The following is a 21,989-nucleotide window of genomic DNA, read 5'->3' as shown; positions in this document are numbered from 1 at the left end:
TCAGAGGCTCTGTGGCTCAACCGGGGCTTCCGGCTGGAGAGTGCGTGTCATCTCGGCTTCCGATGGGTAAAGCAGGATGATCAGGACCGAGAGCAGGGCGACGCAGGCGGGAACGCCCAAAAAGCCAAATGTAATGAAGGCAAGGGCGGTCTGTGTCTGGGTGACCGCATGGGGAACATAACCGCCCCAGGCCAGGATTGCGGCGGATAGTGAGCCGCCGATGGCCCAGGCGACCTTTCCCGCAAAGCTGTTGATCGAATAGGCCATGCCGGACGCACGAACGCCTGTCACAGCCGTACCGTAGTCAATGGAATCCGCGACCATGGCGTAAAACACTGGCAGGGTCATACCTTGGAAAAAGCAGATTACACCGAAGATGGCGACCAGATAGACGGCATTGTTCGGGCCATATGCAAACAGCGCCAGACCCACGGCGGACAGGATATAGGGCAGAACAATCGTCAGCTTCTGTCCTACGCAGCGTGCAAGCCAAGGCGAACACGATACGCCCACGACCTTGCTGGCGCCCATCATCGAGATGAGTAGCCCCCCGAAATACTGCGGGCGATGCAGGACTTCCGTCGCGTAGTAGAGCGACAGGCCGTAGAACGCTGTCAGATTGATGTAGAACAGGCTCAGCACGATCGTAACGATCACCCAGGCCCGGTTGCGAAACAGGGACCCGAGCAGAACCCGGACGGGGTTGTCATTTGCTTCGAGATCATAACGTTCCTGACAGGCAAAGAAGGGAATGAGCGCCAGTCCGCTGCCCACAGCGCCTGCGACGGCCATCGCCAGCGGGTATCCAAGTTTCTCGTTACCGCCACCGAAGACATGCACCATGGGCAGAATGGACGACCCGACCAGAAAGGTCGCAAGCGTTGCGCCCATCATTCGAAAGGTGGACAGGGAAAGGCGGTCTTCCCGGTTGCGCGTCATGACATTCGGCAGAAGACCGTAAGGCACGATGACGAGCGAAAAGAGGACGCCCATTGCGAGATAGGTGGCGTAAGCCCAGGCCAGACGCCCGCCCGATCCCAGCGGGAGTGGCAGGAAGCAGCAGAACGTCAGGAAGCCGAGCGGTAGGGAAAACCATTTCAGATAGGGCCGGACGCGCCCTCCGAACAGGATGCGACGGTCGATCAGATAACCGATGACCGGGTCCACCACGCTGTCGATCACACGCGCCAGAAGCATCAGCAGAGCGACAGCAGACGCAGAAATACCGCAAACATTGGTGTAGTAATAGATGAGATAGGTTCCGGTAATACCGAACAGGGCATTACCAGCCAGATCGCCGAAGCCGAAGCTCATCCGCTCCCACAGGGCAGGGCGCTGGTTGTTGATTGTGCCGTTCATGCCGCTATCCGGTTGGTGTCGTGGCTGTCTTTCTTTTATCCCGGAAAGGCAGTTTTGGGGGAATGTCCGATCCGGACAAGGTTTTGTCAGAAGTCTGCCTTTACGCCACCGAAGAACTGGCGCGGTGCGCCCACAACCAGCGACTGGTAATCGCCCGAAAGCGGATTACCGCCGTCATCACCCGTCATGATCAGGTAGCGCGACCCCGTCAGGTTGGTGACGTTAAACGATGCCATCAGATTTTCCAGGCGTCCGATGCGGCCGAAATTGTAGCGTGCTCCGAAATTGACCAGCCAATAGGACGGGAGCGACGTGTCGTTCGTGTAGCTGAACGGACGGCTGCTGGTGTAGAGGGCATCAATGTTGAAACTGGCCTTCCTGTAAGTGTACTCCGCCGTCGCTTTGTACATCAGATCCGGATAGTTCACGACATGCTTGCCCTTGGTGGCATAGGTCGTGCCCTGCTGGCTGATATTGTTGTCGTAGGTCGAGTGGTTGTAGCTGATCGAGTTAAAAATCGAGAGACCACGCAGTGGGCGCAGGGTCAGACCGGCATCCACGCCGTTCATGGTCACCCCGCCGAGGTTTAGAACCGTGGTCTGAGGGTTGGTCTGGCTGCCTTGGACAAGTGCGCCCAGACGGTTGGAGAACTTCACGCGATAGGCGCTGACCGAGAAGTCTACACGCCGCTGTGTGAAGCGGTAGCCGACCGAATAGGCCCAGCTTGTCTCGGGTTTGATGGAGCTGCGTGACAGATCGAAGGCCTCCTGCGAGACGGCAAACGGCGATGCCGACAGGTGATAGCCGCTTTGCGGATAGGCGCGCATGTTCTTGGCGATATCGAAATACAACTCATGATGCGTCAGGAAATGCCAGTCTCCGCTGAAATGCGGCAGAAACGCCCCGAATGTCGTCAGACCCACGCCGCCGGCAAGAGCATTGGTGCCGGTATAGGGTTCGTAATTTCCTGTCTGTCCGACATGGGTGGTGCTCAGCATGGATTTGAATCCTGCATGGAGCGAGAGGTTTTGAACCGGGCGCCAGGTGTCCTCGATATAGGTCTGCATGGTGTTGGTATTGTAGGTCTGGCCCCAGAGCTTTGCGAAAGGATCAGACCATTTGCGGAAAGGATTGGGCGTCAGGGTCTGTCCTTCAGCAAGAAGCGGGTCGTTATAGGCGAACATGTTCGAGATATATTTGTTGTTTTCGTACCAGATGCCGCCATGAATTTCGTGTTTGCCGATATCATACGTCATGCTCGACGTCAGACCAAAGCGCTGGATATCAGGCTGTTTGACGATTTCGGAGAGAGGCGCGCCGTTTGCGGAGGCCATCCACGGATCGGACCACTGGGTATCGGCCTTCTGATTGTGGCCGTACACGACAGAATCCCAACGCAGGCGATCCGCCAGTTTCAGATGGAAATTCAGCCCTCCCAGCAGATCGCGTGACGTCGTTGTTCCCGCATAATAAGAGACATCCTTCGGGTCGCTGGTTTTGTCTTCACCGTGCGAATAAATTCCCTGTGCGGCTTCATAGGCCAAACGATAGTTCGGGTAATAGTTGGAGACGCGATAGCCCAGCTTCTGGACTGTCTCCAGCGTTTCGGACTGGTAGTTGAACTGCTTGACATCCGCCCAGTCGAACAGGAGTGAGACGCTGCTTTCATTATGGATCGGCTGCACCAGCTTCAGATTGGCCTGCTGGAAGAACTGGGTGCCGTAGCCTTTCCACAGTTTGGTGTCGTTCCGCATGTAGGACACATAGAATTTGGTCCCGGTGGGGTTCAGCTTGCCGCTGTCGATGCGGATGAAAGCGTGGGTGGTGGCGTTGCTTCCGCCGGTCGCGGCCAGCGTGCCGCCGAACTTGTCCTTGGGATCAGACGACGAAATCATGATCGCGCCGCCGAGCACGTTGGTGCTGGGCATGTCTACGGCCCCCGCGCCCTGTGACATCTCCATATGACCAACATTCTCGGATGACAGCGCGGCCACGGCGTTCAGACCGTTATAGTTGCGATAGACGGATTCACCGAGCGGAATACCGTCCAGTGAAAATCCGATCTGGTTTTGCGAGAACCCGTGGATGTAGAGTTTGACGCCGCCCGTATCGACGCCTTGCGCATCGTCAGATTGGAACAGCACGCCCGGTACATTCTGCAACGCCTTCATAACGGATGTTCCGGTCACGGCGTTTGTAAAAACGTGCTGTGAAATAACGGTCTGTGCACCGTGAGAGACATGTCGCCCTTGGACCTGCATAAGCTCCGCTTCCGCAGGGCGGCTCAGGGTGTGGCGTACGGCAGGTGTCTGGGATGCAGAAACCGTGTGAAGTGGGGGCGTTTTTCCTTTGCGGACATGTTGTGGTTTTTCTGCCGTCCATCCGCATGAAGGAATAACGGCCAGCACTGTCGAAAGCAGGGCCATGTGGCGCAACGCGAGTTTGTTCTGGTGGACGATACACATTGAGATCAATCCTTGCCCTCACACGGGTCTGAAGGGGCGGGAATTGGGACGGCTGGAGAAAAGCTACGTTGCGATTGTATAACGTGTAATGGAAAATTAGATTATGTAAAAAACGTGTAAAATACTGTTTTATAGCTCCTTTTTCTTTGTGCTGTATGCATCGTTGATCATGGCGGGCATCGTACGGAATTTTTCACGGCTGGGCTGGTTGGCCAAAGCATTCAGGATATCATGTGGCGTTGGACTGCGTGATAGGGACGGTCGAGAAAGTTGAAGCGATCGATTACCCGAAAATGCCGCTGACGGTGTTTGTGGGTACGCCGCTAGGTCGTGATTGGTGACATAAGCGATGCAGTACGGCTTTCAGTCTGCAGGTAAAAAAGAAGGGGGAGGGAAACACCTGATTGGGCACACGAAAGGCAGCATGAACGCCATACTTCACAACATACTGGTGCAAACGGCTGTTTTTTGGGCTTTTGTTCTGCTCAATGAGTCGCCGTAAACCCAATGTCTACGCGCTGGCCCGGGTTATGACGCCAACTTGTTCGGGGATACTTGAACAAATAAGGGCAGAAAACCCTGTATCCCCAGCCAAAATTCCGGAACAAAGCTGCCAAATACGCAAAGCGCTGCCAAAGATCGCGCAACCGCATAGGGAGCATGTTCGGACGCATCAAAGACTTGCGCCCTGCTACGACAGGTGCTGGATAGCCTTCTTCTCAGCCATTGCACTTGCTGTTACCTCATTTTTTAGCTCTGATTAGTGAGGCGTGGCCCTTAGACATGTATGATTGTAGGGAGTGCAAACGCATTTAGTAAATTCTCAATTGAATAAATAATATTAAAAATATTCACGCGAAAGTGGCACTATGAAAGAAGAAGAACAATAACTAATCCCCACATGGTCAATAACGTATTGCTTACAGCATAAGGAACAGTATACCCTAACATAGGGACATTGCTCTTCGCAACGTCAGCAACCATTGCCACAGATGCAGTACTTGTTCTAGCACCTCCACAACAACCGAGGTTTATAGCTGGATCAAATCGGAAAATATATTTTCCTATTAATGGAGCAAGAATCATTGGTAACGCACTAGAAAAAATTCCCCACAAAAACACACTTAACCCTGCATCTTGCAGGCCTTTAATAAAGGTAGGACCAGCTGAAATCCCAACTACAGCAATAAAAATATTAAGGCTTACAGTATTCATAAACCATACAGTAGCATTTGGTATATTACCAATTTTAGGCGTGACGCTACGAAGCCAACCTAAGACAAGACCTGCAATCAGGGCTCCTCCAGAAGCAGAAACCGTAATAGGAATACCAGCTATCGGGAGCACAACAGATCCAATCAGCCCGCCAATAAATATCCCGCCTCCAACCATAACCATGCTGGTTACGTCTGTTGGTCGATCCGCATATCCAAACTCACTAATTAATTTGTCGACATTTCTACGGCTTCCGGTAATATTTATAATATCCCCTCGAAATATAGCAGTTTCTGAAAGCAAAGGAATCTCTACGTTCATAGAGCCTCGATGAATATTATTTATGTAAATACCGTGCGATGAATTGGACTCGGCCAAATTCCCCAAACGTTGCCCATTGATTTTTTTACTTGTAATTACAACATTTACTGTTTCTATGGGAATATTTATTAATTCGCGATCTGAAATCTCTTCAGCATGATTGGACCAATATACCAAAGCATCATGCGCTCCAGATACCGCAACGCAATCGCCTACCGACAATATAGTACTTTCATCAAAAGGAATTATTTTCCCATTACGTCGAATATTTTCCAAAAACATTCTATCTTGTGTTGATTTTTCTGCATCAAAAACACTTTTACCAGCAAATTTTCCTAATGTTTTCAAACGATATGCACGAATAATATACTCGTGCCATCCTGTTTCAGAATTACCATTCACAGGTTTAATATTCATTTCACGTTCATATCTCTGGCATTCCTCTTCTAGATTGATTCTAAGGAGCTTGGGCCCTAAAAATGCCAGTATCCAGCCTGTACCAACAGTTCCAAATAAGTATGTTACAGCATATGCAACAGGGATAGCATTTAACTGTTCTTGAACCTGCTCAGGAGAGAGCGAGCTACGATTAATCGCATCCGTCGCGAGACCTATTGATGCCGAAATTGTTTGGGAGCCTGCGAGCAAACCTTCTGCCATACCAGGTCCGTACCCAGAAAAAATTGCTGCGATATAAACACAAGCGAGACATAGCGAGGCTATAACAACTGCGAATAATGCCTGCGGAAGACCGTTATTCGCAATTCCTCTAACAAATTGTGGACCCACACCAAAGCCCACAGCGAAAAGAAACATAATGAAAAATACTGATTTCACTTGAGGCGAGATAATAATCCCTAATTGTCCAATCAGAACTCCTACAAGCAGCGTTCCTGTTACAGCTCCAAGGCTAAAGCCACCGATTTTTCGGGAACCAATCCAAAAACCAATCGCCAAAGCTAGAAATATTGCTAACTCTGGTGATGCGCGTAGCGTTTCCGCAATCCAATGAAAAATCATTAAAATATATCCTTAATCACAAATCCGCTCTCTTAATATAGAAGACTAAATAGATCCCGTTTTCAGCAGCTTCAAACCTAAGTTTTTATTAAATCCATGAATTTCCTTCACGTCTAGTTTTCTCATAAATTCGATAATTTCTTTGGTAATGACTTGCCCGGGTACCATGATCGGGAAGCCAGGAGGATACGGAATAACGAAATTAGCAGAAACCAAAACAGGGCCTGATTCCAGTCTTGTTTCAATTTCAGTACTATTCAGATCGATATACTCACATTTCAACTCATTATAAGCGTCATAAAATGCGCGACGAATATCACCATGGAGCGTGTCAGATTGTGGGTTGCTACGATAACAATCGTCAAATTTACTAAAATTTGGCAAATGCGGTAAATCGAATATTAATTCATCCACAGATTTTTGAAAATTGATTTGGTACTCTTTGCCAAATTTCTGCGATTTATTATCCAAATCCATTGAAATTTCATTCAGAACTCCTAAAAGAAGAGCAATATCACTTCTATTATTATTTATATTTGATTGCAAAAGCACGCTATTTCTTGAAGTTTTATTAAGCTGTATATTAAATTTATCAGCAAGTATATTTTTGAATGTAGTACCATCAAATCCCGCATGTCCACATGATAACGTCATACGGCTAGGATCAATAATAAACTCATCATTTTTGATTGCATCTATAGCTTCAATCCAGCTCACACTGGGGTCATTATAATCCGAAATTCCGGATTCCCTGAATTTTTCAGGGATCATTTCAGAATTATTTAAAACCCTAAAATACTTTGATATTAGGGGATGATTGTTTATTTGCTTTCGGATTTCGAGAGAAACTCTCATTGCGTTGGCAACGAGACCATATCCTTCTAGCTGCATCTGGCGTCTAGCAACATCCAGAGAAGCTATAATCTGTAGATTTGGACTAGTTGATGCGTGAGTAAAAATAGCCTCATGAAACTGTGACTCAACATGTTCAAATTTAATATCCTTCACCAAAACAATCGATCCTTGGCGCAAGGCTGACATAGATTTATGAATGGAATTAGTTTGATATACACGAATCTTTACAAGCCGTGGATCAGGTATCAGACGATTTTCAAGTAGAGCTTCATCACTTGGATTTTCTCCAAGGGTTTTTTGTTGCTCTTCCCAGGCTATCAATGCCTCAGGCTGACTTAATGCTTGGCTGAGGGCATCTGCCGCGCCCATGGCCGTACGTTGACGAAGCAGCGGTGACCAATGAGCGAAACCAAACCAAGCTTCATCCCATAGAAAAATCAAATCTGGCTTAATGGCCAAACATTCTTCCATAACGCGTCGCACGTCATAGACATGGCCATCAAATGTACAATTGGTCAAATCGACCATTTTAACACGATCTATTTCACCCTGGGATTTCAGTTTTAATAGGCTTTGTTTTATTGTTTTAATAGGTACGCCCCCGTACATAGAATACTCTACAAGAGGGAATGCCTCCACGTAGTAGGGTTGGGCACCAGCTAAAACACACCCATAATGGTGTGATTTGTGACAATTTCGGTCTAGTATGACGATATCCCCAGGCACCAAAAGAGCTTGAAGAACCATTTTATTGCTTGTTGAAGTACCATTCGTTACAAAAAATGCATGATCGGCTCCGAAGGCCTTTGCCGCCATGTCCTGAGCATCTTTGATATTGCCTGTAGGTTCTAACAGACTATCTAAACCGCCAGTTGTAGCAGAGCTTTCGGCAAGAAATAGATTTGGACCATAGAAATCACCCATATCACTGATCCAATTGGAAGTAAATATGGATTTTCCTCGCGCAATAGGTAGGGCGTGGAAGGTTGCTATTGGTCTTTCGGCATATTTTTTTAAGTTATCAAAAAATGGAGTCTTATAACGATTATTTATCGATTCTATAATCGATAAATGAATTTCCAAAGGTTCTTCCATTTGATAGAATATGCGGCTAAAAATAAGACTTTCTTTTTTTCCGGAAAAACTCTCTATATTTTGGTCACTTAATAGAAAAATATCAAGCTCAGGTCTTATTTTATGTATAGCTTGTGCTAATCCAATAGAAAGATAATCGATATTATCTAAAGATTGAAAATCAATTACCCCTTCGAAGACTTTTAGGAAGGAATCTTTTTCATCGTAACCGTTTTCGAATCCATCATATAAAACCACTGATTCAATATCAGAATTTAATATAATACATTTTAATGCATCTACGGCACTGCCAGCAACTACTGTTTCGTAAACGAATTCGTCTTCAGAGCGCCTAACGCCTCGCGCCTCCTCTTTAATATGCTGCCAACGTGAACGAGCATGCGGTACAACGCTCAGAACTTCAAAATATGGTTTCGTTTTTATGCGTGATATTGCCTGAGGTAGTCTATTAAAAGGATCATCTTCATAATTTTCGATATCCCCAACCGAGACATCCCGGTGAAATTTTTTCGAAATAATATTTGTGGCGATACACTGGGAAAGACGTAAAAATCCTTTATGGTCGTTTTCTCTTAAATAATAACTGAGACGATTTAATAAAATAGATCCGGGGTAGGCGAAATATAAATCTATTTCTCCAAGCTTTTTCAATGCATTGGCTAGATTATCTTTTATAAGTGCTTCCTGTGTTCTCTCCCATTTTCTAGCTTGATAAAGCACGGATATCCAGAGATCTGAACGCAGTTCGGGAGTAGCTAACGCCTCCCCAATTATTGAATGGGAATTATGATGCTCAGACATTCCGATGGTCATGAATATATTCCTTTTTCAACCCAACGTTGAATCGACCCTAAAAGTTCCATCCAAATGATACAAATAAATTGATAAGACCGAAGAAACATTCATTGATGCGTGATTCGAAAATGGATGATTAATAGAACAATATGGCAGAATGAATCATTGCTCAGGGTATATTTAGAAGTAAAAACAGTTAAATACTATCGGTATAATAATATTAATTGATATTCTATAAAATGTTTTTCGATTAATTTCTGCATATTTTTCTTATAAATCTTAAGAGATAAAAATTATTTGAGATCAGTATTATAATAGATAAATCCCCCTTCGCATAAAAGCGAACGTAGTTCGACGACGTCATGAAAATTGTTGTTGCGTAAGTGAGTTATTATCATGGTAAAGTTGATACCGACCGATATCTGGATAATGCGTAGAAAAAATAATCCTGAACGCGTTTCATAAACAATTACTGCCAATGGAAACATCTATTTGTCAATGGGATCTATAATTTTCTAAATTCATATATAATTATATTTTTTTTGAAGTATTAATTATATCTTTGTCTTTATGTATCTCTTATATAAATTGTTGAAAAATTATACACTTCGTCTCTACGAAGCATAGAATATATAAATTACAATGAAACACTTATTCTAAAATTTCCAAACCAATTTTGTGCTAGTTTGCATTGATTTTTGAACAGGATTAGGTTTATTTTTTTTATTAGAAGCCTAGGCTCAGGACCTATTAATTTATTGAACTGAGCGAGAGGTTGTGATTCACAGGCTTACCGATGGAGTGTAGGCCTGTGAGTGAGGTATTTTTGTTGTCTGAGCGCCAGATGGAGCGGATTGAGCCGTTTTTTCCTCTGGCGCACGGAGTGCCACGCGTGGATGACCGGCGTGTTCTGAGCGGGATCGTTTATGTCCTCCGCAACGGCCTTCAGTGGAAGGATGCTCCGAAAGCGTATGGTCCACACAAGACTTTATACAACCGCTTTATCCGGTGGAGCCGCCTGGGTGTTTTTGACAGGATCTTTGTCGCCCTGACAGAACAGGCTGGCCGTTCGAAGCGTCTGATGATCGATGCAACACATCTCAAGGCACACCGGACATCGGCGTCCCTGTTCAAAAAGGGGCTTTTCCCCGCCATATCGGACGGACAAAAGGCGGCCTGAACTCAAAACTTCATGCCGTCTGCGATGATCAGGGCCGACCTGTCCGCCTTCATCTGACTGCTGGACAGGTCAGTGACTTCAGAGGCGCAGACGTGCTTCTGGCAGACCTCCCCGATGAGACAGAAGAAGTCATCGGTGACAGAGGCTACGATAGCAAGCAGATCAGGTTATCGCTTGCAGACCGGAACATCACAGCCTGTATTCCGCCGAAGAAGAACCGGAAATCAAAGCCACCTTACAATTGGCATCTATATCAAAAGCGCCATCTGATCGAAAACATGTTCGCAAAGCTGAAAGACTGGCGACGTGTTGCGACCCGATATGACCGCTGCGCTCATACATTCATGTCCGCAATCCACATCGCAGCAAGCGTCATCTTCTACCTCAAAGAATGAGTCCTGAGCCTAGATTATCCATCATCCGGGCGAAGATTACGGGGGCATTTCAGAACCTGTCGATCATTCTATATGAAATTCTTCCTCAGCCGGGCGGAAATCGCATTCCCAACAATCTGAACAAGAATTGTCAGCACAACAAGAATACTCACCACCCATAACATCATGACTGTATTAAATCGTTGATATCCATAGCGAATTGCGAGATCACCCAGTCCGCCCGCGCCCACGACGCCCGCCATGGCAGAGGCGCTGATGAGTGTGACCAGCGTGACGGTCAGACCAGAGACCAGTCCTGGGAGAGCTTCGGGAATGAGAACCGAGCGCACGACTTTCGCCCGTGTCGCACCCATCGCGCGAACCGCGTCAATCAGTTCCGGAGACACCTCTCTCAATGAAACTTCCGCAATCCGCGCGAAATATGGGATCGCGGTAATGGACAGTGGGACGATGGCCGCAGCAGTCCCAAGAGCCGTTCCCATGACAAAGCGCGTAAAAGGGATCAGGACAACAAGAAGAATAATGAACGGCACTGCTCGTGTCAGATCAACCACAACTCCAAGGAGCCGACCGATGAGGCGAACGGGCCATAGTCCTCCCGGCCTCGTGATGGTGAGCAGAACAGCAAGAGGCAGTCCAAAGAGAACGGCAATTGCAGCAGACGCAAAAACCATTTCGAGTGTCGCCAGCGTGGCTTTGAAAAACAGATCAAAAACCTGATGATGCATATACGACGGCCTCCATGTCCTCTGCATTCACACGATTGATGAAGGACCGCGTGAGGGCGTGTTTCGCCTCTCCTCTGTTCAGTAATTCATTTGAAATATCTTCAATAATACGCCCCTGATCGAGAACAAGCACTCGCTGAGCCAAACGGCGGATAACATCCATTTCATGCGTAATGAGAATAATCGTAACACCAAGCTCTTTATTAATGGTTTCAAGAAGGGCGAGAATTGACGTCGTCGCTTCAGGGTCCAGCGCCGACGTTGCTTCGTCACACAACAAAATAGCTGGATGACCCGCCAGCGCTCTTGCGATCCCAACCCTTTGCTTTTGCCCGCCAGAAAGCTGCGAAGGGTGCTTTGTCTCATGCCCTTCAAGGCCGACCAGATGGATCAGTTCCTGAATACGATGCTGCCGCTCTTTTTTGGGAACTCCCAAAATCTCCAGACCAAGAGAAATATTGCCCGCCACAGTCCGGGACTGAAGAAGATTGAACCCCTGAAAAACAAGACCGATCCGCTGCCGAAGAGCAAGCAGTTCCCGTTCTTTAAGAACGCTGAGGTTTTTCCCTTCAACGAGAACGTGCCCTGAATCCAGGGTTTCTGCGCCATTCAGGCAGCGAAGCAAGGTCGTTTTCCCTGCCCCCGAACGCCCAATGAGCCCTACAATTTCACCGCGATGAACAGAAAAACTGATATTTTCCAGCGCATAATGGCCGTTGAAGGCCTTGGACAGACCCTCAACTTTCAACATTTCATTCGCTTCAGCTATACTCGTATTCTGCATTACCATCATATTCAAAGAGAAAGATCAGCTCGAAGATAGTAAAAACCACCCTCTTCAGACAACTGTTGACTGAGTGTATCGTAAAGATTGTTGTTATAATCTGCCGTATAGGACGGCACACGGCTGGGATGGGCGTTTCCGACATTGTTGCCGCCCAGCGCCAGATGAAGTTGAGGAAGAACCTGATAACCGACTTCAAGATTGGTCACAAAGCGCGGACGGTTGATCTGATGATAAAAATTCGTTGTCGAAAAAGCATTGCTTCCCGAAACGAATGTCAGGTCAGACGTCGTATGCCCATAACGGATTTCGTGAACGGCGACCGTCCATTTTCCCTGACGCCAGATCCCTCCAAAAATCAGCTTGTTGGACGGGTTTTCCGTTGACATCAAACTGATCTGCTGGGCGTTCAGAACCGGAGCGCCTTCCCCGGTCCGCGCAATGTTTTTGACATTGGTATGATTGAAATTGACGGCTGCATCCCAGTCCACTTTTCCATAACGCCCGAAGTCCGAAGAATAGCGTGCCGTAATATCAAGTCCGGTTGTCCGGGTACTGGCACCATTCGTAAAGTAGTTTGTACTGACTGCAGACTCATCGCCAGAAAATCCGGACGTATCCACACCTGCTGCGGCATAGGCTTCTACAGCCCGGGCACCTGAAGCATAGCCTCCGTCAACGATCCGATGCTTGATATAAATTGTATAGCCGTCAACATTGATATGAAGACGGGGCAGCGGGTTCAGGATCATACCCGCACTGAAGTTGGTGGATGTTTCCGGTCTGAGGCCAGGCGAACCCAAAGCGCGAGCAGCGGGTGAATTGGCCGCAATCTGTCCGGTTGCATAGTTCGGGCTGGAGATGAAAGCCGCAAAATTCTGTTCCGCTAGGGTCGGAGCGCGAAAGCCGGTACTGGCGGTACCGCGAAATCCAATGAAGCGGTTGATATCATATCGCGTGGAGATCTTTCCCGTACGCGCATTTCCAACATCGTCATAGTGCTCAAACCGTCCGGCGAGATCCACCCGCCAGCGTTTGACGATCTGCGTCGAGAAATCAACATAGGCGGCTGCGACGTGTCTGGCTGCGTTAACAGCATCCTGAGGCGTTTCGCCCTGATATCCCTGCGCACCGCTCAGATAATACGACAACGGCTCTCCTGAGCCGATGGAATAGGTATCACGGCGATATTCACCACCAAACGCGATATTCAAGGGGCTGTACAGAAACGGAAGATCTACGCCGCGCCGAATATCGAGATTGTTCGTCCATTGCTGGTTGGAATAACTACCAAGATAGAAACGCGACGGGGAATATCCTGTCTCTTTATAAGCGTCCGCGTTCGCGGAATTATAATCTCCCAGCGTATCGTGATCTCCACCGATCGTGGAACTCAGATCCCAGTCAAAACCGTAAAGTCGTTTTCCTCGAAAACCGAGCGTGAAGCCATAATCATTTTCTGGCATTGTTTCGACGGGTTCAAACCCGTTCGGATACATGCCCAAAAGCCCGTCAGCCGCGGTGGTGTTCGGAGCACGCAGAAAAGCCCAGCGCTCGGCATCGCGGTGCGTGAATGTTCCAAAACCATAAAGCTCTATGGCATCCGTTAAATGATATCCGAAATTCGTTTCGATAGACTCACGCGTTACCTGAGGCTGGCCCGTTGCCAGATCGTTGTTTTTGCCCGTCCGGGGGTCAATCCCGGTTCTCTGTGTGCGGTCCTGATGCTTGAATTCCGCACTGAGGTTCAGGAAACCCCGATTGCCCAGCTTGAAGCCTGCATTCAGGTTTTCGCCAGTCGTAAAGCCATCTCCCGCAGCATAGCCGCCATTGACAGCCTGAAGATGGATGCCGTGATTGTTGGATTTCAGAATGACGTTGATCACGCCTGCGATGGCATCCGATCCATACTGCGCGGCCGCACCGTCCTGCAGGATCTCGATATGATCGACAGCAGAAATCGGGATCATATCCAGATCGACAGGGGTCGTTCCCTGCTGCGATGACGCATCTACCGCGATGGCGGCTGTCGTATGCCGTCTTTTGCCATTCACCAGCACCAGAGTCTGATCGGCATTCAATCCCCGCAAGCTCAGTGCATCAATAACCGATCCCTGATCCGAACCGTTGACCTCACGGCTGATGGAAGGAGAAAGCTGGACCAGCGCCTCCCGGATATCCGTCATACCCGTTGCCCGAAGCTGGTTTCCCCCGATGATTGTAATAGGGCTGATGCTGCGGGCCGCCGTCTGAGAGGGGTCTCGGGTGCCTGTCACGATGACCTGCTCCGGTTCGTCAGCCACAGCCTGTTCTGTCCTGACGACAGGCGCTGTTTTTTTGACAACAGTCTCTTTTCTGGACTGTTTTTTCACGCCGGAACTATCCTGAGCCGATGTGTTTTCGGCCGCAACGGCCCCCGAAAAGGTCCCGGAAAACGAAAGGCCAACAAGAAGTGGCGCCAGGACATAACCACTACGCATAAACGTTCTTTCAAGGAAATTTGTCTTTTATTGATTATTTCATAGTGTTTTTTGAGTCAAACAACATATTGATGTGGATTTAATATATATCGCGTTTTATGGAGGACTATATGAGGACGCATGCCCCTGAAACCTGTCGCAAAACAGGTCCCAGAGGCAAAAATTCAGAGCCGAAAGTGGTTACGTGTATGACGCAGAGCACTCTTTCTCTTCCGACCATCGACCTGTCCCTATGGCAGGACCATCAGACGCCAGACGAGTTTTTCCTTGAATCTCTGCGCAACGCTGCCCACGAATACGGTTTCTTCTACCTGAAAGGGCATGGGATTCCGGCGGATCTGAATGCTGCTCTCATGGCGCAGGCACAGGAATTTTTCTCTCTGCCGATGGAGCAGAAAGAACAAATCTCCATGGTGAATTCTCCACATTTCAGAGGGTATAATCACGCCGGTAGAGAAATCACACGCGGCAAGGCGGACTGGCGCGAGCAACTCGATATCGGTCCCGAACGAGCCATTGTGGAAGATCTGAAGGGCAAACCGGCTTATATGCGTTTGCAGGGCCCCAACCAGTGGCCAGCAACACTCCCACAGATCAAAGCGACTGTTCTGTCATGGCAGAAGCAGGTTCTGGATGTCCTCAGACGCCTCCTCGAAGCGCTTGCGCTCTCTCTGGGGCAGGCGGCAAATGCCTTTCATCCCGTCGTCAGCAAAACGCCTTACCAGCTTTTGAAACTCATCCATTATCCCGGCCAGCATGGCGGCGGAGAAAGGCAGGGCGTGGGCGCTCATAAAGACAGCGACCTCCTCTCGCTCATCCTTCAGGACAATGAAGGCGGGCTGGAAGTGGAACTGGCAAACGGTGAGTGGCTTCAGGCTCCCCCACAACCGGAGACGTTCATCGTCAACATCGGCGAATTGCTGGAAGTCGCCACAAGCGGATATTTCAAGGCTGCGATCCATCGTGTCGTCAGCCCGAACTCAGGGCGGGACAGGTTGTCCGCAGCCTTTTTCCTCGGCGCACAACTCGACGCCACGATGCCAGTCCTCCCGCTGCCGGACGCCTTGGCGAACTCCAGCGTCGGGATCACGCAGGATCCCGACAACCCCCTCTTTTCCCAGATCGGACAGAACACACTCAAAGGGCGGCTGCGCTCTCATCCCGATGTCGCTGCCCGACATCACAGTGATCTTTTCTCTGCCGTTCCCTCGAAAGTCCTGCACCATGCGTAATCGCCCTGTCAGCCAGCCACAGCCCGCACCCGGCATTTTTCTGGGGCGTCGCAGACTGCTCACGCTCCTCGCTGCCACATCTCTCATTGGAGCATCCGCAAAAGCGCAGTCGAAGCCTGTACGGGTCGGCATCCTGTCGGGAGAGGACGAGGATATCTGGCGTATTGTTCAGGAAAATGCCCGCGCGACGGGCCTGACCATCGAAGTCGTCACCTTTTCTGAAGGCAATCCGATCAACGCGGCCCTTGCGGCAGGAGATCTGGACGCCAACGCATTTCAACACGGCCCTTACCTTCAGGCCCAGAATACTGCGCTGGGATCTCATATCGTGCCTGTTGGAAACACCTATTTCGCACCGATCGGCTTTTATTCGAAAAGATGGAAAACACTTTCCACAATCCCCGATGGGGCAACGATCGGCGTTCCCGCCGACCCTACGAATGAGGGACGTGCGCTTAAACTTCTGCAATCTCTTGGGTTACTGAAGATTTCACCTGACGCAGGCGAAATGCCAACCGCACTCGATATCTCCGAAAATCCGAAAAACCTCACGATCAAGGAACTGGATGACCCCGTTCTGGCGCGGTCTCTGCCAGATCTGGATGCTGGCGTCGTGATTACGGAATGGGCCTACAAAGCCGGGATCGACCTCAAATCGGAGCGTCTGGCGCGTGAGAGTATGGACAACAATCCCTACATCAATTTTATCGCCGTAAACGAGCCCGACGCCCATGCGAGCTGGGTTCAGCCACTGGTGAGCGCTTTTCAAAAACCCGATGTCCGCGCCAAGCTGCTTGAAGCCTATCACGGGGCCATCATTCCTGCGTGGACGTAATGTCCTTCATCCCGTCCTGACTTTAGATGCACACGCTGGCCGACCTGCCCCTTCATCTGACTGGCGATAGAGAACCGTTGATCAGAGCTGTCGTACAAACAGCTCTGATCAACGGTTTCTTCACTCACCCCTCCTCTATTTCAGGCATCAAAGTTATGTGGCAGGACGACCAGATCCCGCACCATGACACCCTTTGAACGGGTCAGAATAAAAATCAGCGCTTCGGCAACTTCCTTGGCTTCCATTAAGGCCCCAGCCTTGATGTTGGCTTCAAGCCGTGCCTGATCCCAGTCTTTCAGCAAAGGCGTGACAACCGGGCCAGGTTGGATGGCTCCTACACGAATCCCATACTTCGCAACCTGACGGCGCACTGTGTGGACAAAGGCCTGCACAGCATGTTTCGAGGCGGTGTAGATGGGTTCAGCCATAATAGGGATTATGCCCGCAATCGAACTGGTCATGACGATATCGCCACTTTCCTGCTTCATCATCTGCGGCAGAACGGCGCGGACCGAGCGGAAGGCTGCATTAATGTTCAGGTGGAGCATGGGGTCCCAGCTGTCAGGATCGCCTTCCCAGACATTGCCGCCCACATAAGCGCCAGCATTGGCGTGGAAAATATCAATCCTGCCCTGCTCCTGAACGATCTGTGCAATCGCAGCATCTACAGTTTTGTAGTCAAAAAGATCGACGATAATTGCACGAGCCTGGCTGCCGAGTTCTGCCGTTTTATCTTCGAGTGCTGTGGCGTCACGGTCCAAAAGATAGACCACTGCCCCCGCTTCGATGAGATAGCGGGCACATTCGAGACCAATGCCCGAAGCTGCGCCGGTGATGGCGGCAATTTTGCCCTGAAGAGACTGTGTCATATGCCCTATCCTGTGATGCTGTCTCAACGTGCGGACGCTGTGCCGCGCTGACGACTGATGAAAATTGCGAGGAGGATGATGGCGCCTTTGATGACGTTCTGAACGTAAGGGGAGACTTCAAGCAGGTTCAGCCCGTTGTTCAGAACACCCAGCAACATGGCGCCAATCAGGGTTCCGATGATGGAACCGCGGCCGCCGGAAATTGAGGTGCCACCCAGCACCACGGCTGCGATGGCATCGAGTTCAAAGCCGACGCCTGCGTTCGGCTGACCGCTCATGAGACGGGAGGAGAGAACAACACCAGCCAGAGCAGCGGTGAAGCCTCCGATCAGATAAACGATGATTTTATATTTACGGGAATCAATGCCTGAGAGGCGCACAGCCTCTTCATTGCCGCCTATGGCATAAATATAGCGACCGATCGGCATGCGCTGGAGCAACAGATAGGCCAGCGCATAAACCACGAGCATGATGAGAATGGGCGTCTGGATTCCCAAAACCTTCCCGCGCCCGATAAATGCAAACCAGTCTGGAAGGCCCGAGATGGGATAGCCGTTGGTGTAGATCAGCCCCAAACCACGGGCGATGCTCATTGATGCCAGAGTGACGATGATCGGCGGCATTCCGAGACGGGCGATGCAGACTCCGTTTCCTGCCCCGAAAAGCGCCCCCACACCCAGCCCGGCGAGAATGGCCAGCCCGGCGTTCAGGCCAGAAACCAACAGGCCAGCCGTGATGGTTCCCGCCAGCGCCATGACCGCTCCTACGGAGAGGTCAATGCCGCCCGTAAGAATGGCAAAAGTCATACCCACAGAAATGATGGCGTTGATCGAGACCTGTCTGGCAACGTTTTCGAGATTGCCGAAGGACAGGAAGCGGCTGTTGAGCGCGATCATGCAGGCCACGACCACGAACAGCCCAACCGCCGGGAGAAACGCCGTTGACCGTGCGAATTTTGATGCTCTGTAGCGCTCAAGCAGAGAGTGCATCGACTGCGAACTTTTTAACGCTTGCTGTTGCATGACGCATTACCTCTTCCGAACTGATGGCATCCCCCTCCAGAACCGTCGTGATGACGCCATGGCTGAAAACGGCCACGCGGTCACACATGCCGACGATCTCCGGAAGCTCGGATGAGATCATGATGATGGCGTATCCCTCTGCCGTGAGGTTCCGCATGAGTGTATAGATTTCCGCCTTGGCCCCGACATCGATGCCACGCGTGGGTTCATCGAAGATCAGGATTCTGCTCCGGCGGTTCAGCCAGCGCGCAATCACAACCTTCTGCTGGTTGCCACCACTAAGGCTCACCACAGTCGTCTCGTCCGAAGGCGCTTTGATACGGACGGCAGACATCAGTTCCTGTGTCTTGCGCTTCTCCCGCGCAGTGTCGATCGTGCCGATTGGGCGGGTATATTGCGCCAGGTTATTGATAGAGATGTTGTCCCCGATGCTGAAGCCGAGGATCAGCCCCTCGGTTTTTCGGCTTTCGGGCAGAATTCCGATACCGTGACGCAGAGCCTGTGCTGGATTTCTCATGGACACTTCCCTGCCCTCAATCCGCACCGTTTTTCCGGGACATGGCAATGCGCCGATCAACGCCAGAGCCGTCTCCGTTCGGCCCGAGCCGACGAGCCCGGCAAAACCGAGGATTTCACCTTTCCGCAGATAGAAACTGTTGGGGTGTCCGTTACTGACGAAGCGGATATTTTCAGCTTCCAGAATTCGCTCGGCAATATGCAGTGCGGGCTTGGGCGGAAACGTATTTTCAATTTTCCGACCGACCATCCGCTCAACCAGATGATCCATCGTGCACTCGGACGTTTTCAAAACACCCACACGCGCACCATCGCGCAGCACCGTAATGCGGTCGCAGATTTCAAAAATCTCCTCGAGATGATGCGACACGAAGAAAATGCCGATACCCTGATCCCGAAGCTGCCGCATGACGTTGAAGAGCAGTTCGGCTTCCGTCGGCGTCAGGGTCGCGGTTGGTTCGTCGAAGATGAGAACCTGTACATCCAGTGACAAAGCCTTCGCGATTTCTACGAACTGCTGTTCAGCCACGCTGAGACGCGCAACAGGAACGTCAAACCGTGTTTTGACCCCGAGCCGTTCGAAAATTCCCTGCGCGATGCGCGTCATTTCGTTTTTGCGGGAAAATCCGAGAGCGTTCCGCATTTCGCGTCCGAGGAAAATATTATCCACGGCATCAAGTTCAGGAATCAGGCTGAATTCCTGAAAAACAATCCCGATGCCTGCGTTGATGGCATCCTTGTAGCTGGAGAAATGGCATTCTTTTCCATTGAGAAAGATTTGCCCTTCATCCTGAGACTGAATCCCGCCCATGATCTTGATGATCGTGGACTTTCCAGCGCCGTTCTCCCCCAGAAGAGCATGGATTTCTCCCTGCTCAAGACTGAGGCTGACATTCCGCAATGCCCGGACTCCCGGAAAGCTCTTGGAGATCCCTTCAAGGGCCAGAAGAGGCTCTGACGCTATCTGACTGGTCTGTGTCATGATGTTCTCTCCGAAATCCAGCGCGCCCCTGGAATTTACCAGCTGAACGTTTTGGCTTTCGTCGCGTCGATCAGTTCGACATCGACTGGCAGAACCTTCGGCACTTCCGCACCCCATTTCTTTGCGAGCGCGAGCGCGAGTGCCAGACGGATTTCCTGCCGGGGGAACTGCGCCGCCGTGGCAATGAAATGGGAACCGGGCTTGCTGATGGCCTTCATGGCTTCCGGATTGCCATCAACGCTAACCAGCTTCACGTCCGATCCATTGGATTCGATGGCTGACAGCACGCCGAGGGACCCATTGTCATTGACGCTGAAAATTCCCTTCAGATCCGGGTTGGCCTGAAGCATGTTCTCCGCCACCGTCAGGGCCTGATCACGCTCCTGCTTGCCGTTCTGGACGCTGACAATCTTGATGTCAGAATGCTTGGCAATGGCGTCCCTGCAGCCTTTGACACGCTCCAGAATTGGCACGACCGGAATGCCATCAATAATGCCGATATTGCCGGTCTTGATGGTCATGGCGAGATACTCGCAGGCCTTGAAGCCAGCATCGTAATTCTTGGAACCGACAAATGCGTCCAGTGGACCGCCAACCTGAGCATCCACCGAGACAATCGGGATATTCTTGTCATGAACGGTCTTTACGACGGACGTAACACCCACGGTATCGGTCGGGTTAATGATGATGATCTGTGCGCCCTGTTGGATCATGTCCTCAATGTCACTCACCTGCTTGGAAACATCATGATGCGCATCACTGATGATGACATTGGCCCCGATCGTTGCAGCGGCTTCCTGCAAGGCGTCTTTCATGGTGACGAAGTACGGGTTGTTCATTTCCTGAAAAGAAACGCCAATTTTCAACGGCGTTCCGGCTGCGGCAGCCGGGTGTGACAGGGCCGTCCCGCCAAGAGCGAGAGACAGAATGGTCAGCGGAAGCGTCTTGATCTTCATGTTACACCTGTTGATCTACATGCCCGATGCTGGCCATTTCCTGCACAGGGCCTTGTCAAAGCCGTAAAGTTATCTGTCTCTATTTGAGGATGTGCCGACCTAAAGGGCCGTGTATCCGCCATCGACAAATATTTCCTGTCCATTGACCATGTTCGATGCATCGGAAGCGAGGTACAGAACTGTATCCGCGACATCTTCCGGTGTTGCGACACGACCAGCGGGAATTTTTTCCAGCAACTTTTCCAGCTTGTTGCCGACGCTCCAAACGCGTTCACCCATAGGCGTCCAGACGACTGTGGGGCAGATGGCATTGGCCTGGATGTTGTGAGCGGCCCACTCCGCCGTCATGACCTTGGTGAGACCATTCAAGCCGGCTTTTGAGGCGACGTAAGCACCATGGTCGATCAGCGCGACAGAACTGGCCTGGGAACTGATGTTGATGATCTTCCCGCTTTTGCGTTCGATCATGCCTGGCGCAAACGCACGGGCGAGCAGCCAGGGTGCACGCAGATTGATGGCCTGCACGGTGTCCCACTCCTCGACGGTCTGGTCCACCAAAGGGCGGGGAAAACTGACGCCAGCATTGTTGACGACAATATCCACACCACCCCATGCAGCCCTCACCGTCTGGGCTACGGTATCAGGGGCAATCGGATCCCCAAGATCCGCAACAACCGTAAGACAGCGACGACCATGCCCTTCCACGATCCGGCGTGTTTGAGCCATATCAGCTTCAGAGCGTGCAACGGCGATAATGTCGGCCCCGGCAGCACTCAGAACCTCGCAGATCGTGACGCCAAGCCCGCGGGACGCACCGGTGACAAGTGCTTTGCGCCCATCGAGGGAAAATCGTTGTGAAAGTGTTGGCATGGTCTGTTCTCCCCT

General features: G+C 50.4%; 14 protein-coding genes and 1 pseudogene. 3 read left to right on the top strand and 12 right to left on the bottom strand.

Annotated features, from left to right (window positions below; all coding sequences use genetic code 11):
- The 4 genes from JK176_RS03895 to JK176_RS03880 form a co-directional block, all read right to left on the bottom strand.
- Window positions 1–1,359: an MFS transporter gene (locus tag JK176_RS03895; protein ID WP_211586496.1), complete on the bottom strand. Its 1,359-nt coding sequence runs from the start codon at window positions 1,357–1,359 to the stop codon at window positions 1–3.
- An 86-nt stretch (window positions 1,360–1,445) separates the two neighbouring features.
- Window positions 1,446–3,824 carry a TonB-dependent receptor gene (locus JK176_RS03890; protein WP_211586495.1) on the bottom strand — a complete coding sequence of 793 codons (2,379 nt, stop codon included), beginning with the start codon at window positions 3,822–3,824 and terminating at the stop codon, window positions 1,446–1,448.
- An 867-nt stretch (window positions 3,825–4,691) separates the two neighbouring features.
- Window positions 4,692–6,380, bottom strand: a complete 1,689-nt coding sequence (aspT, locus tag JK176_RS03885; RefSeq protein WP_249194178.1) for an aspartate-alanine antiporter — start codon at window positions 6,378–6,380, stop codon at window positions 4,692–4,694.
- Window positions 6,381–6,425: 45 nt separating this feature from the next.
- Entirely contained in the window at window positions 6,426–9,143 is a 2,718-nt protein-coding gene (locus JK176_RS03880) for a beta-eliminating lyase-related protein (RefSeq protein ID WP_211586494.1), read from the bottom strand.
- 793 nt (window positions 9,144–9,936) lie between these two features.
- Between JK176_RS03880 and JK176_RS03875 the strand changes: the two genes are divergently transcribed.
- Window positions 9,937–10,700 (top strand): IS5 family transposase gene (locus tag JK176_RS03875; RefSeq protein WP_211586493.1). Its coding sequence is split into 2 segments (ribosomal slippage): window positions 9,937–10,270 and window positions 10,270–10,700, totalling 765 coding nucleotides; the frame shifts between segments, so codons are not numbered across the junction.
- Window positions 10,701–10,768: 68 nt separating this feature from the next.
- On the opposite strand, the gene JK176_RS03870 is transcribed toward JK176_RS03875, so the two are convergent.
- The 3 genes and pseudogenes from JK176_RS03870 to JK176_RS03860 all read right to left on the bottom strand — a co-directional run bounded on the left by JK176_RS03870 (window position 10,769) and on the right by JK176_RS03860 (window position 14,515).
- Window positions 10,769–11,428, bottom strand: coding sequence for a methionine ABC transporter permease (locus tag JK176_RS03870; RefSeq protein ID WP_211586492.1), 660 nt, complete (start codon window positions 11,426–11,428; stop codon window positions 10,769–10,771).
- A 103-nt stretch (window positions 11,429–11,531) separates the two neighbouring features.
- Window positions 11,532–12,179 (bottom strand): annotated as a pseudogene (locus tag JK176_RS03865) (methionine ABC transporter ATP-binding protein); the annotation flags it as partial.
- Window positions 12,180–12,223: 44 nt separating this feature from the next.
- The gene (locus tag JK176_RS03860; protein WP_349291898.1) at window positions 12,224–14,515 is read right to left on the bottom strand and encodes a TonB-dependent receptor domain-containing protein; all 2,292 of its coding nucleotides are present in this window, start codon (window positions 14,513–14,515) and stop codon (window positions 12,224–12,226) included.
- Window positions 14,516–14,880: 365 nt separating this feature from the next.
- Between JK176_RS03860 and JK176_RS03855 the strand changes: the two genes are divergently transcribed.
- Together JK176_RS03855 and JK176_RS03850 are read left to right on the top strand one after the other, a co-directional pair.
- Window positions 14,881–15,924, top strand: a complete 1,044-nt coding sequence (locus JK176_RS03855) for an isopenicillin N synthase family oxygenase (protein WP_211586490.1) — start codon at window positions 14,881–14,883, stop codon at window positions 15,922–15,924.
- The gene (locus tag JK176_RS03850; RefSeq protein ID WP_211586489.1) at window positions 15,917–16,759 is read left to right on the top strand and encodes a MetQ/NlpA family ABC transporter substrate-binding protein; all 843 of its coding nucleotides are present in this window, start codon (window positions 15,917–15,919) and stop codon (window positions 16,757–16,759) included. Before JK176_RS03855 ends, JK176_RS03850 begins: the two co-directional genes overlap by 8 nt.
- A 140-nt stretch (window positions 16,760–16,899) precedes the next feature.
- Here the strand turns inward: JK176_RS03850 and JK176_RS03845 are convergent, their stop codons facing one another.
- From JK176_RS03845 to JK176_RS03825, 5 genes are all read right to left on the bottom strand, one after another.
- Window positions 16,900–17,628, bottom strand: a complete 729-nt coding sequence (locus tag JK176_RS03845) for an SDR family oxidoreductase (protein WP_211576454.1) — start codon at window positions 17,626–17,628, stop codon at window positions 16,900–16,902.
- Window positions 17,629–17,651: 23 nt separating this feature from the next.
- Entirely contained in the window at window positions 17,652–18,617 is a 966-nt protein-coding gene (locus tag JK176_RS03840) for an ABC transporter permease (protein WP_211576455.1), read from the bottom strand.
- Window positions 18,601–20,148: a sugar ABC transporter ATP-binding protein gene (locus JK176_RS03835; RefSeq protein ID WP_211586488.1), complete on the bottom strand. Its 1,548-nt coding sequence runs from the start codon at window positions 20,146–20,148 to the stop codon at window positions 18,601–18,603. The genes JK176_RS03840 and JK176_RS03835 overlap by 17 nt, the downstream gene beginning before the upstream one ends.
- 35 nt (window positions 20,149–20,183) lie before the next feature.
- On the bottom strand, window positions 20,184–21,104 hold the full coding sequence (locus JK176_RS03830) for a substrate-binding domain-containing protein (protein ID WP_211586486.1): 921 nt from the start codon (window positions 21,102–21,104) through the stop codon (window positions 20,184–20,186).
- A 99-nt stretch (window positions 21,105–21,203) separates the two neighbouring features.
- Window positions 21,204–21,974 (bottom strand): SDR family NAD(P)-dependent oxidoreductase, encoded by a 771-nt coding sequence (locus tag JK176_RS03825; RefSeq protein WP_211586485.1) that lies wholly within the window; start codon window positions 21,972–21,974, stop codon window positions 21,204–21,206.
- Between the last annotated feature and the right edge of the window lie 15 nt (window positions 21,975–21,989).

The sequence above is a fragment of the Gluconobacter sp. Dm-73 genome (genome assembly GCF_018256215.1).
Lineage (GTDB): Bacteria > Pseudomonadota > Alphaproteobacteria > Acetobacterales > Acetobacteraceae > Gluconobacter > Gluconobacter cadivus.
This window is presented reverse-complemented; position numbering and strand designations above follow the sequence as displayed.

Excerpts from the sequence above, each read along its gene's own strand:
- JK176_RS03895 (WP_211586496.1), bottom strand. The coding sequence starts at position 1,359 with ATGAACGGCACAATCAACAACCAGCGCCCTGCCCTGTGGGAGCGGATG.
- JK176_RS03890 (WP_211586495.1), bottom strand. The coding sequence starts at position 3,824 with ATGTGTATCGTCCACCAGAACAAACTCGCGTTGCGCCACATGGCCCTG.
- aspT (WP_249194178.1), bottom strand. The coding sequence starts at position 6,380 with ATGATTTTTCATTGGATTGCGGAAACGCTACGCGCATCACCAGAGTTA.
- JK176_RS03880 (WP_211586494.1), bottom strand. The coding sequence starts at position 9,143 with ATGACCATCGGAATGTCTGAGCATCATAATTCCCATTCAATAATTGGG.
- JK176_RS03870 (WP_211586492.1), bottom strand. The coding sequence starts at position 11,428 with ATGCATCATCAGGTTTTTGATCTGTTTTTCAAAGCCACGCTGGCGACA.
- JK176_RS03855 (WP_211586490.1), top strand. The coding sequence starts at position 14,881 with ATGACGCAGAGCACTCTTTCTCTTCCGACCATCGACCTGTCCCTATGG.
- JK176_RS03850 (WP_211586489.1), top strand. The coding sequence starts at position 15,917 with ATGCGTAATCGCCCTGTCAGCCAGCCACAGCCCGCACCCGGCATTTTT.
- JK176_RS03845 (WP_211576454.1), bottom strand. The coding sequence starts at position 17,628 with ATGACACAGTCTCTTCAGGGCAAAATTGCCGCCATCACCGGCGCAGCT.
- JK176_RS03840 (WP_211576455.1), bottom strand. The coding sequence starts at position 18,617 with ATGCACTCTCTGCTTGAGCGCTACAGAGCATCAAAATTCGCACGGTCA.
- JK176_RS03835 (WP_211586488.1), bottom strand. The coding sequence starts at position 20,148 with ATGACACAGACCAGTCAGATAGCGTCAGAGCCTCTTCTGGCCCTTGAA.
- JK176_RS03830 (WP_211586486.1), bottom strand. The coding sequence starts at position 21,104 with ATGAAGATCAAGACGCTTCCGCTGACCATTCTGTCTCTCGCTCTTGGC.
- JK176_RS03825 (WP_211586485.1), bottom strand. The coding sequence starts at position 21,974 with ATGCCAACACTTTCACAACGATTTTCCCTCGATGGGCGCAAAGCACTT.